General features: G+C 72.4%; 14 protein-coding genes. 7 read left to right on the top strand and 7 right to left on the bottom strand.

Features of this window, described 5'->3' with window-relative positions:
- Window positions 1–25: 25 nt before the first annotated feature.
- The 5 genes from dnaN to mutM form a co-directional block, all read right to left on the bottom strand.
- The gene (gene dnaN, locus FHS88_RS00665) at window positions 26–1,156 is read right to left on the bottom strand and encodes a DNA polymerase III subunit beta (protein ID WP_184480292.1); all 1,131 of its coding nucleotides are present in this window, start codon (window positions 1,154–1,156) and stop codon (window positions 26–28) included.
- A 246-nt stretch (window positions 1,157–1,402) separates the two neighbouring features.
- The gene (gene dnaA / locus FHS88_RS00660) at window positions 1,403–2,845 is read right to left on the bottom strand and encodes a chromosomal replication initiator protein DnaA (protein WP_246419268.1); all 1,443 of its coding nucleotides are present in this window, start codon (window positions 2,843–2,845) and stop codon (window positions 1,403–1,405) included.
- Between the two features lie 255 nt (window positions 2,846–3,100).
- Window positions 3,101–3,376 carry a 30S ribosomal protein S20 gene (rpsT, locus tag FHS88_RS00655; RefSeq protein WP_184480288.1) on the bottom strand — a complete coding sequence of 92 codons (276 nt, stop codon included), beginning with the start codon at window positions 3,374–3,376 and terminating at the stop codon, window positions 3,101–3,103.
- A 198-nt stretch (window positions 3,377–3,574) separates the two neighbouring features.
- Entirely contained in the window at window positions 3,575–4,351 is a 777-nt protein-coding gene (locus FHS88_RS00650) for an enoyl-CoA hydratase (RefSeq protein WP_184480286.1), read from the bottom strand.
- 58 nt (window positions 4,352–4,409) lie between these two features.
- The gene (gene mutM / locus FHS88_RS00645; RefSeq protein WP_184480284.1) at window positions 4,410–5,306 is read right to left on the bottom strand and encodes a bifunctional DNA-formamidopyrimidine glycosylase/DNA-(apurinic or apyrimidinic site) lyase; all 897 of its coding nucleotides are present in this window, start codon (window positions 5,304–5,306) and stop codon (window positions 4,410–4,412) included.
- A gap of 44 nt (window positions 5,307–5,350) precedes the next feature.
- On the opposite strand from mutM, the gene FHS88_RS00640 reads away from it, so the two are divergent.
- Window positions 5,351–6,100: a class I SAM-dependent methyltransferase gene (locus FHS88_RS00640; RefSeq protein ID WP_184480282.1), complete on the top strand. Its 750-nt coding sequence runs from the start codon at window positions 5,351–5,353 to the stop codon at window positions 6,098–6,100.
- 148 nt (window positions 6,101–6,248) lie between these two features.
- Here the strand turns inward: FHS88_RS00640 and FHS88_RS00635 are convergent, their stop codons facing one another.
- Window positions 6,249–6,641, bottom strand: a complete 393-nt coding sequence (locus FHS88_RS00635) for a DUF4260 domain-containing protein (RefSeq protein WP_184480280.1) — start codon at window positions 6,639–6,641, stop codon at window positions 6,249–6,251.
- Between the two features lie 46 nt (window positions 6,642–6,687).
- Here FHS88_RS00635 and coaBC point away from each other — a divergent pair, with 46 nt between their 5' ends.
- From coaBC to FHS88_RS00615, 4 genes are all read left to right on the top strand, one after another.
- Window positions 6,688–7,872, top strand: coding sequence for a bifunctional phosphopantothenoylcysteine decarboxylase/phosphopantothenate--cysteine ligase CoaBC (gene coaBC, locus FHS88_RS00630; RefSeq protein WP_184480278.1), 1,185 nt, complete (start codon window positions 6,688–6,690; stop codon window positions 7,870–7,872).
- On the top strand, window positions 7,869–8,318 hold the full coding sequence (gene dut / locus FHS88_RS00625) for a dUTP diphosphatase (protein ID WP_184480276.1): 450 nt from the start codon (window positions 7,869–7,871) through the stop codon (window positions 8,316–8,318). Before coaBC ends, dut begins: the two co-directional genes overlap by 4 nt.
- 41 nt (window positions 8,319–8,359) lie before the next feature.
- The gene (locus tag FHS88_RS00620; RefSeq protein ID WP_184480274.1) at window positions 8,360–9,703 is read left to right on the top strand and encodes a tetratricopeptide repeat protein; all 1,344 of its coding nucleotides are present in this window, start codon (window positions 8,360–8,362) and stop codon (window positions 9,701–9,703) included.
- A 211-nt stretch (window positions 9,704–9,914) separates the two neighbouring features.
- A complete protein-coding gene (locus FHS88_RS00615) occupies window positions 9,915–10,604 on the top strand; it encodes a UTRA domain-containing protein (RefSeq protein ID WP_184480272.1) in 690 nt (229 codons plus the stop codon).
- Between the two features lie 130 nt (window positions 10,605–10,734).
- Here the strand turns inward: FHS88_RS00615 and FHS88_RS00610 are convergent, their stop codons facing one another.
- The gene (locus FHS88_RS00610) at window positions 10,735–12,102 is read right to left on the bottom strand and encodes a formimidoylglutamate deiminase (protein ID WP_184480270.1); all 1,368 of its coding nucleotides are present in this window, start codon (window positions 12,100–12,102) and stop codon (window positions 10,735–10,737) included.
- Between the two features lie 71 nt (window positions 12,103–12,173).
- Here FHS88_RS00610 and hutI point away from each other — a divergent pair, with 71 nt between their 5' ends.
- Together hutI and hutH are read left to right on the top strand one after the other, a co-directional pair.
- Entirely contained in the window at window positions 12,174–13,367 is a 1,194-nt protein-coding gene (gene hutI / locus FHS88_RS00605; protein WP_184480267.1) for an imidazolonepropionase, read from the top strand.
- Window positions 13,357–14,895 (top strand): histidine ammonia-lyase, encoded by a 1,539-nt coding sequence (gene hutH, locus FHS88_RS00600; protein ID WP_338146314.1) that lies wholly within the window; start codon window positions 13,357–13,359, stop codon window positions 14,893–14,895. The genes hutI and hutH overlap by 11 nt, the downstream gene beginning before the upstream one ends.
- Window positions 14,896–14,911 lie beyond the last annotated feature (16 nt).

Raw genomic sequence — 14,911 nt, 5'->3', positions numbered from 1 at the left:
GGCGCGGACCCTATGGCAGGGACCATCACACCCGCATCGGCATCAGCACGTAGAGCGCCTCCGGCTTCGCCTCGTCCTTGACGATGGTGGGCGCCGCGCCGTCGGCGAAGTGGAACTCCACCGTGGCGCCGATCTGCGCCGTGATGTCCGTCAGGTAGCGCGCCTGGAAGCCGATCTCGAGCGGGCTGCTCTCGTAGGACACCGTGTCGGAGTCCAGCTCCTCCTGCGCCTGGCCCTGCTCCGGGCTGTTGGCCGTCAGCAGCAGGTTGTTGCGGGAGATGGAGAGCTTCACAGGCCGCGACCGCTCGCTGCTGATCGCGGCGACGCGGTTCACCGCGGCCTCGAAGGCATCCTTCGGTACGGTCAGCTTCTTGTCGTTGCCGCGCGGGATGACGCGCTCGTATTCGGGGAAGGTGCCGTCGATCAGCTTGCTGGTCAGCGAGACGGTGCCGAAGCCGAAGCGGATCTTGGTGTCGGAGAGGCGGATCTCGATCTCGTCCTGCGTCTCCTCCGCGAGCTTGCGCACCTCGTTCACCGTCTTGCGCGGCACGATCACGCCGGGCATGCCCTTCGCACCCTCGGGCAGCGGCTCCTCGACGCGCGCGAGGCGATGCCCGTCGGTCGCGACCGCGCGCAGAACCGGCGCGCCATCCACCTCGCCGGCATGCAGGTAGATGCCGTTGAGGTAGTAGCGCGTCTCCTCGGTGCTGATCGCGAAGCGCGTGCGGTCGATCAGGTCGCGCAGCACGCCGGCCTTGATGCTGAACTTCGTCGGCAGCTTGCCCTCGGTCATGGAGGGGAAGTCGTCCACCGGCAGCACCGCGAGCGTGGTGTTGAACTTCCCCGCGCGCAGGCTGAGCGGCCCGTCGCCGCCGCCGTGGTCGAACTCGATGCGCGCGCCCTCGGGCAGCTTGCGCACGATCTCGTAGAGCGTGCCGGCCGGCGCCGTGGTCCGCCCGCCGCGCGCGACCGTGACGCCGGCGACCTCCTCGACCACCGCGATCTCCATGTCGGTCGCGGTCAGCGTGAGGCTGCCGTCGGTCTTCGCATCCACCAGCACATTGGCGAGAATGGGGATGGTGTTGCGGCGCTCGACCACGCTCTGCACATGCGCGAGAGCCTTGAGCAGCACCGCCCGGTCCACCGTGAACTTCATCGCAGCCCGACGCCCCGATCCTGTGGGCGGTCCCTGCCGGGCCCGGCATGGGCGCGGCGGGACCGCCTGTGTCCCCCTCAGCCCCGCGGCCCGGCCGGGGCCGCGAATCGGCCCGCACGGCCCCTGCCGAGGGGGCCGCACCATATCAGCGTGATTCGGGGCGGGAAAGCGGGGAGTACTGCCGGGAAACCCGCGGATTCCCGCGGCATGGGGCGGCCCGGGCGGCCGGCGGCCCGGCGCCGGGCCTCAGCTTTCGAGCATGCGGCGCAGCAGCTCGACATCCTCGGCGAAGGCGGCATCGGCCTGCATCAGCTCCGAGATGCGCGAGACCGCGTGCATCACCGTCGTGTGGTCGCGGTTGCCGAAGCGCCGCCCGATCTCGGGCAGCGAGCGCGAGGTGAGCTGCTTGGCGAGATACATCGCCACCTGCCGCGGCCGGGCGACGTTGCGCGCGCGCCGCGCGCTGCTCATGTCGGTCAGGCGGATGTTGTAGTGCTCGGCGACCTTGCGCTGGATCTCCTCGATGGTCACGCGCCGGTCGTGCGCACGCAGCAGGTCGTGCAGCACCTCCTGCGCGGATTCCAGCGTCACCGCCCGGCCGAACAGGTTGGCGTGCGCGATCAGCCGGTTCAGCGCGCCTTCCAGCTCCCGCACATTCGAGGTGATCTTGTGCGCGAGGAACTCGACCACGTTCTTGGGCACCGCCACGCCCGCCGCCGTCGCCTTGGCCTGCAGGATGGACAGGCGCAGCTCGTAGGTCGTGGCGTGGATGTCGGCGACCATCCCGCAGCCGAGCCGCGTGCGCAGCCTGTCCTCGAGCCCGTTGAGGTCGGAGGGCGACTTGTCGGCGCTGATCACGATCTGCTTGCCGGCGTCGATCAGCGCGTTGAAGGTGTGGAAGAACTCCTCCTGCGTGTTGTCCTTGCCGATCAGGAACTGCAGGTCGTCCACCATCAGCACGTCCACCGACCGGAGCGATTCCTTGAACTCCATGGTGGACTGCGTGCGCAGCGCCGCGATGAAGCGATACATGAACTTCTCGGCCGACATGTAGGCGACGTTGCGCCCGCCCTCGCCGTCGCGGATCGCCCAGGCCACGGCGTGCATCAGATGCGTCTTGCCCAGCCCGACGCCGCCGTAGAGGAACAGCGGATTGAAGCCCGGCAGGGCCGGCTTCTCCGCCACGCGCCGCGCGCAGGCATGGGCGAACTCGTTCGGCTTGCCGACGACGAAGGTGTCGAAGGTGAAGCGCGGATCGAGCGGCGCGGACCACTCGCCGCGCCCCTCTCCCGCGCTCCGCGCGCCGCCGTTGCGCGCCGAAAGGGATTCCGCGAGCCCGCCTTGCGCGGGCGCGGAGGCGCCATTGACCGCTTCCTCGCCGTCGGAGGCCGCCGCGCCGCGCGGCTGCGGCCCGACGCGCACATCCACGCGGCGCACCGCCGGCACCTCCTGCTGCCAGAGCGCCCGCAGCCGGTCGCCGTAGTGGCTGCGCACCCAGTCGCGCAGAAACCGCGTGGGGAGATGGACGATCGCCTCGTCGCCCTCGATGCCCGCGAGCGTCATCTGCCGCAGCCAGGTGCGGTATTCGACCTCGCCGACCTCGTCTCGCAGGCGGCCACGGATGCGGGCCCAGGATTCCTGGAGGGACGCTGCGGAGCGCGCGGAATCCGTACCGGCCTGCTTCTCCATCGCCATCCCCCACTTGCTCTTCCGCTTCGGCCCTGGCGGCATTCGTGCCCGCTGACCAGGCGACGCTGCGGAAGAGGAAACACCCCCCAACGTCCCGAACAGTAGCGCGTCGCACCCCTGTCGCAAGCCGCTAAAGCGACGTGACCACGTGACGATCAAGTCATGACGAGACCGCGCAGGAACGCGCGACCCCACGCCGTCCGAAGACGCAATACGATGATGTCCGGTAGCCGCCGCCCAGCGCGGCGGTGGAGCTCAGCCCTGGGCGGCGCCGAGGGCCTTCACGCGCGCGGAGAGCCGCGACACCTTCCGCGCGACCGTATTGGCATGCAGGACGCCCTTGGTCGCCGCGCGCTGCAGCTCGGGCTGCGCCGCGCGGAACGCGTCCTGCGCCGCGGCCTTGTCGCCCGAGGCGATCGCCTCCTCCACCTTGCGCACGAAGGTCCGCACGCGCGACTTGCGCGCCTTGTTGCGCGCGGTGCGCTTCGCGGTCTGGCGGATGCGCTTGCTCGCGCTGTCGGTGTTCGCCATGGGGCTTCCGGTCAGTTCACTTCGATTGGTTCTGTCGGCCGCGGGCGGCAACCGGCCGCGGCGAAGGCCGGGGTTCTAATGCCCCGCGCCTCGGCCCGTCAAGCGCCGAGGCGCCGCGAATTCCATGAACGGCGCCCGCAACCCTCAGGCGAAGGCCCGTGCGGCGCCCTTCGCCCGTCCGCGCGGGCCGCAGGCGCGCTACCGGTTGCGGAAGGCGGGCTTCCGCTTCTCCGCGAAGGCCGCCATGCCCTCCTTCTGGTCCTCGGTCGCGAAGAGGCTGAGGAACAGCCGCCGCTCGGTCCGCACGCCCTCGGTCAGGGTGCTCTCGAAGGCGGCGTTCACCGCCTCCTTCGCCATCGCCACCGAAGGTGCCGAGAGGCTCGCGATCTTCTCGCCGATCTTCACCGCCTCCGCGATCAGGTCGGCCGCCGGCACGACACGGCAGACGAGGTTCGACCGCTCGGCCTCCGCCGCGTCCATCATCCGGCCCGTCAGGATCATCTCCATCGCCTTGGACTTGCCGATGGCGCGCGTCAGGCGCTGCGACCCGCCCGCGCCGGGGATGATGCCGAGGTTGATCTCGGGCTGGCCGAACTTCGCCGTGTCGGCTGCGATGATCAGGTCGCACATCATCGCGAGCTCGCAGCCGCCGCCGAGCGCGAAGCCGGCCACCGCCGCGATCACCGGCTTGCGGATCTCGAGCACCGTCTCCCAGCGCTCGCCGATGAAGTCGTTGAGATAGACCGCGGGGAAGGTGCGGTCCTTCATCTCCTTGATGTCGGCGCCCGCGGCGAAGGCCTTCTCGCTGCCGGTCACCACGATCGCGGCGATCGCCGGGTCGGCGTCGTAGTCGCGCAGCGCCTGGCCGAGCTCGGTCATGAGCTGGTCGCACAGCGCGTTCAGCGCCTGCGGGCGGTTCAGGCGGATCAGGCCGACCCGCCCCTGCGTCTCGGTCAGGATCATCTCGTAGGGCATGCGCCGCGTTCCTCGCCTCGTGTGGTGGTCCTGCCTGTAGCCCAGCCGCGGTGTCCCCTCAACGCTGCCGCCGCGGGCAGAAGAAGGTCGAGCGCCCCGCCTGGACGATCCGCCGGATGCCCGGGCAGGGCGGCACGCCAGGGCAGGCGGGGCAGGGCTCGCCCTCCCGCCCATAGACGGCGAAATTCTCCTGGAAGCGTCCGACCTCCCCGTCCGCACGCACATAGTCGCGCAGCGAGGAGCCGCCCGCGCCGATGCTCTCGGCCAGCACGGCCTTGATGGCGGGCACCAGCCGTTCCGCCCGCGCCCCGGCGACGCTCGCCGCCACCCGCCGCGGAGAGATGCCGGCGCGGAACAGCGCCTCGCAGACATAGATGTTGCCGAGCCCCGCCACGACGCCCTGGTCGAGCAGCGCCGCCTTGATCGGCGTCCGCTTGCCCCGCAGCGCGGCGGACAGCACGGCGGGGGTGAAGGCCTCCTCCAGCGGCTCGGGGCCGAGGCCCTGCAGCAGCCGGTGCGCGTCCTCCTGCGCCGTCGGCACGAGGTCCACGGCGCCGAAGCGGCGGGGATCGACGAAGCCGACGCGCCAGCCATGGTCCGTGACGATGACAAGGTGTTCATGCGCCTCGGGCGGGGCATTGTGGCCGCGCGCGTCGGAGGCGGCGCCCTGGGGCGCGATGCGCCGCGCCGGCACCTCCCCCGCGCGGCGCGCCACCATGCGGCCGGACATGCCGAGGTGGATCAGCACGCTCTCGCCCCCTTCCAGCCGCATCAGCATGTACTTCGCCCGGCGCCGGAACGAGAGCACGCGCCGCCCTTCCATCCGCCGCGCCAAGTCCTTCGGGAAGGGGAAGCGCAGGTCGTGGCGGCGGACCTCCACCTCCGTGATGCGGTGGCCCTGAAGCACGGCGGCGAGGCCGCGCATCACCGTCTCGACTTCCGGCAGTTCGGGCATGGTCCCTCCCGCATTACCCGCCGCCACGCTATGGTGCCGCCACGATGAGCGACAGCCCCCAGGACAGCGCCGATTTCGGCTTCCGCACCGTCCCCCGCGCCGAGAAGGCCGGGCTGGTGCGCCAGGTCTTCGAAAGCGTGGCGCCGCGCTACGACGTGATGAACGACCTGATGTCGCTCGGCATCCATCGCGTCTGGAAGCGCATCTTCGTCAACGCGATCGGCTGTTCGCCGCGCGAGACGCTGCTCGACCTCGCCGGCGGCACCGGCGACATCGCCTTCCTCGCGAAGGAACGCGGCGCCGGCCGCGTCATCCTCACCGACATCAATCCCGCCATGCTGGAGGTGGCGCGGAAGCGCGCGCTGGACCGCGGCCTCGCGGCCGGCCTCGACTTCATGGTGGTGGACGCGGAGCGCATCCCGCTGCCCGACCGCAGCGTGGAGAAGGTTTCCATCGCCTTCGGCCTGCGCAACTGCACCGACAAGGACGCCGTGCTGCGCGAGGTGCGCCGCGTGCTGCGCCCCGGCGGGCGCTTCCACTGCCTCGAATTCTCGCGCCTCGAGGTCTCGGCGCTCGTGCCACTCTACGATGCCTGGTCGTTCAAGGCCCTGCCCGCCATCGGCGAGCGCGTGGCGAAGGACCGCGAATCCTACGAATACCTGGCCGAGAGCATCCGCATGTTCCCCGACCAGGAGACGCTGGCGGGGATGATGCGCAAGGCGGGGATGGAGCGGGTGGAGTACCGCAACCTGTCAGGCGGGATCGTGGCGATCCATACGGGCTGGCGGCTGTGAGAGGCGGGCCGGGGCGAAGCGAACCCCCCCCGGCTGCTGGCGTAACGGTGGCGGAGGCCGGCATCTTCCGCGCCGGACCGTCGCGCGCGCGGCCCCGTGCCGCCCTGACCGTGGGCGCATGTCTGCCAGCCAGGCCGCGGCGCGCGCCTCAACCCGAGGCTTCGGCCCGCCGGCCGACCCGGCCGAGATGGGTGACACCGAATCCCACAGGGGACTTCAGCCCGTAGCCCAGGGCGCGGTCAAAGCCGATATGCGCCAGCCAGATCAACGCGAGCGGCAGCGCCGTCGGCCACCATGCCCAGCCCGCCGCGGCGAGCGCCAGCGGGCCGATCGTGCTGTGCCCGGCGTTGTAGAGCGCCGCCCCCAGCCTCGCATCGCGCAGATAGCCCAGCATGGTCAGGTCAGGCGCCAGGAACAGCAGCGCGAAGGCCCACCAGTTGCCGCCCAGGCCCGCGTAGGCGCCGACCGCCAAGATCATCAGCGCCATGCCTTCCGCCCGCAGCCACCACCGCGCCGTCACCATCTCCGCCGCTGGCGCCATCGTCCGCCCCTCGCCTGCCTCGCCGCGCCGGGCTAGGGTCCGTCCCATGCTCGCCGGCCGTAGGATCCTGCTCATCGTCTCCGGTTCCGTCGCCGCCTACAAGGCGCTGGAACTCGCGCGCCTGCTCCGCAAGGACGGCGCCGAGGTGGCTTCCATCCTCACCGCCGGCGGCGCGCGCTTCGTGACGAAGGAGGCGCTCGCCGCCATCACCGGCGCGCGCGTGCATGACGACCTCTGGGCGGCGGAGGCCGAGATCGGCCATATCCGCCTCGCCCGCTGGCCCGACCTTGTGGTCGTCGCGCCGGCCTCGGCCGACCTGATCGCGAAGATGGCCCATGGCCTCGCCGATGACCTCGCCACCTGCGTGCTGCTCGCCACGCGCGCCAAGGTGCTCGTCGCGCCGGCGATGAACCCGGCGATGTGGGAACACCCCGCGACGCGGGCGAATGTCGCGGCGCTCACCGCGCGCGGTGTCATCCTCGCCGGCCCCGAGGAAGGGCCGATGGCCGAGCCCGAGAGTGGCCCCGGCCGGCTGATGGAACCGGATCGCCTGCGTGCCGCCATTCATGCCGCGCTCGCCGCCGGCCCGCTCGCGGGCAGGCATGTCCTCGTGACCAGCGGGCCGACGCATGAGGCGATCGACCCGGTGCGCTACATCGCCAACCGCAGCAGCGGCCGGCAGGGGCACGCCATCGCCGCCGCGCTCGCCGCCCTCGGCGCGCGCGTCACGCTCGTCAGCGGCCCTGTCGCGCAGCCCGACCCGCCGGGGGTGACGGTCGCGCGCGTGGAATCCGCCCGCGACATGCTCGCCGCCTGCGAGGCCGCTCTGCCCGCCGATGCCGCGATCTGCGCCGCCGCGGTGGCGGACTGGCGCACCGCGCGCGCGGCCGACCAGAAAATGAAGAAGGTGCCGGGCGAGGTGCCGCCGCCGCTCGATCTCGCGCTCAACCCGGACATCCTGGCGACGCTCGCCGCACCCGGGCCGCGCCGCCCGCGCCTCGTCGTCGGCTTCGCGGCGGAGACCGAGGCGGTGGTCGCCAACGCCCTCGCCAAGCGCGCGAAGAAGGGCTGCGACTGGATCGTGGCCAACGACGTCTCGGGCGACGTGATGGGCGGCGCGGAGAACGCCGTCCACCTCGTGACGGCGGCCGGCGTCGAGGACTGGCCGCGCATGGCGAAGGAGGAGGTCGCGCGCCGCCTCGCCGCGCGCATCGCGGAGGCGCTGGCATGACGAACCCGGTGATCGAGGTGGTGCGCCTGCCCCATGCCGAGGGCCTGCCGCTGCCCGCCTACGCCACCGAGGGCGCGGCGGGGATGGATCTGCTCGCCGCTGTGATGTCGCCCGTCACCATCCCGCCCGGCGGGCGGATGCTGGTGCCGACCGGCCTCTGCATCGCCCTTCCGGCGGGCTACGAGATGCAGGTCCGCCCGCGTTCCGGCCTCGCGCTGAAGAACGGGATCGTGCTGCCCAACAGCCCCGGCACCATCGACGAGGATTATCGCGGCGAGGTCGGCGTGATCCTGCTCAATGCCGGCGATGCGCCCTTCACCGTCGAGCGCGGCATGCGCATCGCCCAGGCCGTCATCGCCCCCGTCATCCGCGCCGCCTGGCGCGAGGTCGCCGAGCTGCCCGCGACGGCGCGCGGGGCCGGCGGCTTCGGCTCCACCGGAAGCTGAAGCCGGCCCCCGCGCGAACGGGGCGAGGGAGGAGGACACCCGTGACCACCGACGCCCAGGGCCTTGTCATCACCGCCGCCTCGGACGCGGTCGCCCGCGCCTATGACCATGTGATCGAGGGCTATCTGCGCTACCGCGCCGATGCCGGCCTGCGCCTGAACGCGCTGCTCGAAGCGGATGCGGAGATGCCGATGGCGCAGGTGCTCAAGGGCGCCTTCGCCATGCTGGCCTTCAACCAGGGCACGGTGCCGCGCGCGCGCGATGCCGCCGCGCAGGCCGCGCGCCTGGCCGGCACGGCGCGCGAAGGCGCCCACGCCGCCGCGCTCGCCGCCTGGGCCGAGGGCGAGCTCGACGCCGCCCTCTCGGCCTGGGAGGCCATCATGGCCGACCACCCGCACGACATCCTCGCCTTCCGCCTGCACCATTTCTGCGCCTTCTGGCTCGGCCGCGCGGGGCAGATGCTGCGCGCGGTGGATGCCGTGGCGCCGCGCTGGTCGGCGGCCATTCCCGGATTTGGCAGCATCCTCGCGTGCCGCTGCTTCGCGAACGAGGAATGCGGCAACTACCAGGTGGCGGAGGAATCCGGCCGCGCCGCCGTCGCCCTCGACCCCGCCGATCTTTGGGCCACGCACGGCGTTGCGCACATCCTGGAGATGCAGGGCCGCCGTGGCGAGGGCATCGCCTGGCTCAAGGCGCTGGAGCCGCACTGGGACGGCGGCTCCAACCTGCTGCACCACCTGTGGTGGCACCGCGCCATGTACCACCTCGAACGCGGCGAGCACGAGGAGGTGCTGGCGCTCTACGACCGCGGCTTCCGCAACCTCGCGAGCCCGCTGACCCAGGCCGTGCCTGATCTCTACATCGACGTGCAGAACGCGGCCTCCATGCTGTTCCGCCTTGCGCGCCACGGCGTGGATGTCGGCGACCGCTGGGTGGAACTCGCCGACAAGGCCGAGGCGCGCATCGGCGACTGCCTCTCCGCCTTCACCCTGCCGCATTGGATGATGGCGCTCGCCGCCACCGGCCGCTTCCAGGCGGCATCCCGCATGCTGGACGCCATGCGCGACGCGGCGCGGCGGCCCGGCACCGTCGCCCCCATCCTGCGCGATGCCGCCATTCCGGTCTGCGAGGCCGTGCTCGCCCATGCCCGCGGCGACCATGCCGGGGCGGTCGCGGCCATGCGTCCCGCGATCGGCGTGATGCACCGCATGGGCGGCAGCCACGCGCAGCAGGACGTGCTGGAACAGCTCTTCCTCGACGCGGCGATGAAGGCGGGCGCCGAGGAGGATGCGCGCATGCTGCTCGAACGCGTGGCCGGGCGGCACCCCGTGCCGCCGGAGCGGCGCGTGGGCTATGCGGAGGCAGCGCGTGCGGTGAGGCACTGATACCCGGCGGTCACCGGTCAGAGCGGTATCCGCCGGGCACAGCCCGGTGTTTCGGGCGCTGGAATCGCACCCCCTGGCCAGCCTTTTGTCTGGACTTTTGGCCCGATATGTCCATGTCTGGCGCGGCGGTGGCGCCGCGCCCCGCGCCCGCCGCCCCGCGCCGTGGCCCGGCTCATCGGCGGGAGGATCACGGGGCAGCCAGGGACGGGACGTGACGGCCACCTATCGCGAGATCAAGGCGGACATCCTCGGCAGGATCACCCGCGGCGAGTGGAAGCCCGGCAGCCCCATTCCGGCCGAGCGGGAACTCGCCGAGGCCTACGGCTCGGCCCGCGCGACGGTGAACCGCGCCATGCGCGAACTCGCCGAGGACGGCATCATCGAGCGCAAGCGCAAGGCCGGCTCCCGCGTGCGCCTCGCGCCGCTGCGCCAGGCGCGTTTCGACATCCCGCTGGTGCGGCGCGAGATCGAGGACCAGGGCGCGGCCTACCGCTATGCGCTCGTGCAATCCGAGGTGGGTCGCGCGCCGGACTGGGTGCGCGCGCGCATGGGCCTGCCGGCGGGGGCGAAGGTGCGCCACGTCGTCTGCCTGCATTTCGCCGATGCCGCGCCCTACCAGCACGAGGACCGCTGGATCAACCTCGCGGTGCTGCCGCAGGCGCGCGATGCCGATTTCTCCGCCTCCGGGCCGAATGAATGGCTCGTGGCGCATGTCCCCTTCACGGAGGCCGAGATCAGCATCTCCGCCACCGCGGCCGATGCCGGCCTCGCCGCGCATCTCGCCTGCGCGCCCGGCGATCCGCTCCTGCAGATCGAGCGCTGCACGCGCTGGAACGGCCGCGCCGTGACCTTCGTGCGCCTCGTCCATCACCGCGGCCATCGCATGACCGCGCGCTATTGAAGGCGGTCATGGCAGCGGGCGGGAGGTCAAGCATATCGCCAGCCTTCCTTGCGCGCGGGGGTGGGCCGGCCGCGCGCGAAACCACGGGCAGATAGCGTCGGACGAGGGCCGAAGCTTCGGCCGCCGCGTTTCAGAGCGCCTGGCGCAGCGGCCGCACCGCGCGCCGGTAGGCGGCGGTGATGGCATCGCGGCGGATGTGCCGCCCGCCCCGCACCACATGCCGCCCGGCCGCCCAGACCTCCGCGACCATGCCGTTGTCGCCCGAGAAGGCGAAGGCATCGAGGATCGCATCGCCGCGCAGCCCCTCGAGATCCACATGCGCGGTGTCGAGCGCCAGCAGGTCCGCCCAAGCGCCCGGCTCGATCCGCCCGCTGCCGCGCCCCGCCGCGCGCGCCCCGCCCGCCGCCGCGGCCTCGAGCAGCCTGCGCCCGGTCGAGCGCTCCTCCGTGGCCAGCGCGGCGCGGCTGTGGTCGCGCAGGCGCTGCGTGGTGTCGAGTTGCCGCATCTCCTCGGCGAGCGAGATGCGGATGTTGCTGTCCGACCCGAGCGAGATCGCGCCGCCCGCCTCCATCCAGCGCAGGCCGTCGAAGATGCCGTCGCCGAGGCTCGCCTCGGTCAGCGGGCAGAGCCCCGCGACGACGCCGCTGCGCGCCAGCGCCACCGTCTCGTGCGGCTGCATCTGCGTCAGATGGATCAGGGACCAGCGCGGCGAGGGCCTGACATGCTCCAGCACCCATTCGACCGGCCGCGCGCCGAGCGCGCCGCGCACCTCCTCCACCTCGCCGATCGTCTCCGCGACATGCATGTGGATCGGCGCCTCGGGCCGCAGTGCCGCGAGGCCGGGCAGGTCCTCGGGCGCCACCGCGCGCAGCGAATGCGGCGCGACGCCGAGCACGGCATCCGCCGGCAGCGCCGCCATGGCGCTTCCCGCGCCTTCCACGAGGCGCGCGAAGCGCTCGGGGTCGTTGCCGAAGCGCCGCTGCCCCGCACCGAGCGGCCGCCTGTCGCAGCCGCCGAAGCGATAGGCGACGGGCAGCAGCGTCAGGCCGATCCCGCTCTCCCGCGCTGCGGCGACGATGCGCGCGGACATCTCGGCGAGCTCGGCATAGGGCGTGCCGTCGGGCTGGTGATGGAGGTAGTGGAACTCGACATTCGTCGCGAAGCCCGCTTCCAGCATTTCCATCTGCACGAAGGCGGCGATGGCCTCGGCCTGCTCGGGCGTGATCGCCTCGAGGAAGCGGTACATCAGCCGCCGCCAGGTCCAGAAACTGTCCGAAGGATCGGGCCCGCGCCGTTCCGTCAGCCCGGCCATGGCGCGCTGGAAGGCGTGCGAATGGCTGTTGGCCGGCGCGGGCACCAGGGCGCCGACGCGCAGCGCCGCGTCGGCCGGCTGGCCGTGGGCGACGGCGGCGATCCGCCCATCCGCGCGAGTCTCGACCAGCACGCCGTCCCGCCAGCCCTCGGGGAGCAGAGCCTGTTCCGCCCAGATCCGCTGCATGGATGGTTTCGCCTTGACAGGTTATTATGTGCAGACATAAAACACGAACCGTCAGACAAAACAAGGCCCCTATGACGACCATCCTCCACAACGCCACGCTGGCCACCATGACGGAGGGCTACGGCCTCGTCGAAGGCGGCGCGGTGGTCATCGAGGGCGAACGCATCCTCTGGGCCGGCCCCGAAGGCGCGATGCCCGCCACGCCGGGCGAGCGCCTCGACCTCGGCGGCCGGCTCGTCACGCCGGGGCTGATCGACTGCCACACGCATCTCGTCTTCGCCGGCGACCGCGCCCGCGAGTTCGAGATGCGGCTGAACGGCGCCACCTATGAGGAGGTCGCGCGTGCCGGCGGCGGCATCCTCTCCACCGTCCGCGCCACGCGCGAGGCGAGCGAGGAGGCGCTGCTCGCCGCCGCGCTGCCGCGCGTGGACGCGATGCTGGCCGAAGGCGTGGCGGTGATCGAGGTGAAGTCCGGCTACGGCCTCGACATCGCGACGGAGCTGCGCATGCTGCGCGCCGCGCGCCGCATCGCTGAGCAGCGGCGCGTGCGGATCGTCACGAGCTTCCTCGGCGCCCATGCCCTGCCGCCCGAGTATGCCGGCCGGCATGACGACTACATCACCGAGGTCGCGCTGCCCGCGCTGCGCGCCGCCCATGCCGAAGGGCTGGTGGATGCGGTGGACGGCTTCTGCGAAGGCATCGCCTTCAGCCCCGCGCAGATCGCGCGCGTCTTCGCCGAGGCGCGCGTCCTCGGCCTGCCGGTCAAGCTGCATGCCGAGCAGCTCTCGAACCTGCATGGCGCGGCGCTCGCCGCGCGCCATGGCGCGCTGTCGGCCGATCACCTCGAATACCTGGACGAGGCCGGCGTCCGTGCCATGGCCGAAGCCGGCACGGTGGCGGTCATCCTGCCCGGCGCCTTCTACACGCTGCGCGAGACGCAGCCGCCGCCGATCGCGCTGCTGCGCCGCCATGGCGTGCCGATGGCTGTCGCGACGGACTGCAACCCCGGCTCCTCGCCCATGACCTCGCTCACGCTGGCGATGAACATGGCCTGCACCCTGTTCCGCATGACGCCCGAGGAAGCCCTGGCCGGCGCCACGCGGCACGCGGCGAAGGCGCTGGGCCTTGCGGATTGCGGCCGCATCGCGCCGGGCTTTCGGGCCGACCTCGCGGTGTGGGACGCGGCGCACCCGGCGGAACTCGCCTACCGCATCGGCGCCACGCCTTTGCATGCGCGCTTCTTCGGAGGCCGCCGTGACGCCTGAGATCCTCGTCCCCGGCGCGGTCACGCTCGCGCAGCTCGAACGCATCTGGCGCACGGAGGCGCCGGCCGTGCTCTCGCCCGATGCGCGGCCTGCGGTCGAGGCCGCCGCCGCGCGCGTCGCCGAGGCCGCCGCCGGCAGCGCCGCTGTCTATGGCGTGAACACCGGCTTCGGCAAGCTCGCCAGCCTCAAGATCGCGCCGCGGGACACGGCGACGCTCCAGCGCAACCTCATCCTCTCGCATTGCTGCGGCGTGGGCGAGGCGGTCTCGCGCCGCCACACGCGGCTGATGATGGTGCTGAAACTCGTCTCGCTCGGGCGTGGCGCCTCCGGCGTACGCTGGGCGCTGATCGAACTGCTGCAGGAGATGCTGGCACGCGGCGTCACGCCCGTGGTGCCGGCGCAGGGCTCGGTCGGCGCCTCGGGCGACCTCGCGCCGCTCGCGCACATGACCGCCGTGCTGATCGGCGCGGGCGAAGCCGAGTACCAGGGCCGCATCCTGCCCGGCGCTGAGGCGCTGGCCGCGGCCGGCCTCGCGCCCATCCCGCTCGGGCCCAAGGAAGGGCTCGCCTTCATCAACGGCACGCAGTTCTCGACCGCCTTCGCGCTGGCCGGGCTGTTCGATGCCTGGGCGGCGGCGCGCGCGGCGCTGGTGGTCTCGGCGCTGTCCACCGACGCCATCATGGGCTCGACCGCGCCGCTGCAGCCCGAGATCCACGCGCTGCGCGGCCATGCCGGGCAGATCGAGGCCGCCGCCGCGCTCCGCGCGCTGCTCGACGGCTCGGCCATCCGCGAGAGCCATCGCGAGGGCGACAGCCGCGTGCAGGATCCCTACTGCATCCGTTGCCAGCCTCAGGTGACGGGCGCGGCGATGGACGTGCTGCGCCAGGCCGCGCGTACGCTGGAGATCGAGGCGAATGCCGCGACCGACAACCCGCTGGTGCTGACGGAGGCCGGTCTGATCGTCTCGGGCGGCAACTTCCATGCCGAGCCCGTGGGCTTCGCGGCGGACATGATCGCGCTCGCCGTCTCCGAGATCGGCGCCATCGCGCAGCGGCGCGTCGCGCTGATGGTGGACCCGACGCTCAGCTTCGACCTGCCGCCCTTCCTCACGCCCGATCCCGGGCTGAACTCCGGCTTCATGATCGCCGAGGTGACGACTGCGGCGCTGATGAGCGAGAACAAGCACCTCGCCACACCCTGCGTGACCGATTCCACGCCCACCTCCGCCAACCAGGAGGATCACGTCAGCATGGCCGCCCATGGCGCGCGGCGCCTCGGGCCGATGCTGCGCAACCTCCAGCGGATCCTCGGCGTCGAGCTGCTCTGCGCCGCGCAGGGGATCGAGTTCCGCGCCCCGCTCGAGACCTCCGCGCCGCTGCGCCGCGTGCTGGCGCGGCTGCGCCGGGATGTCGCGACGCTGGGCGAGGACCGCTTCCTCGCGCCGGACCTCGAGGCCGCGGCACGACTCATCGCGGACGGCGCCATCGCCGAGGCCGCGGGACTGCCGCTGCCCGCCCTCGCGCCTTGACCCCCGCACCGACCCA

This window comes from Neoroseomonas alkaliterrae (assembly GCF_014199195.1).
Lineage (GTDB): Bacteria > Pseudomonadota > Alphaproteobacteria > Acetobacterales > Acetobacteraceae > Neoroseomonas > Neoroseomonas alkaliterrae.
This window is presented reverse-complemented; position numbering and strand designations above follow the sequence as displayed.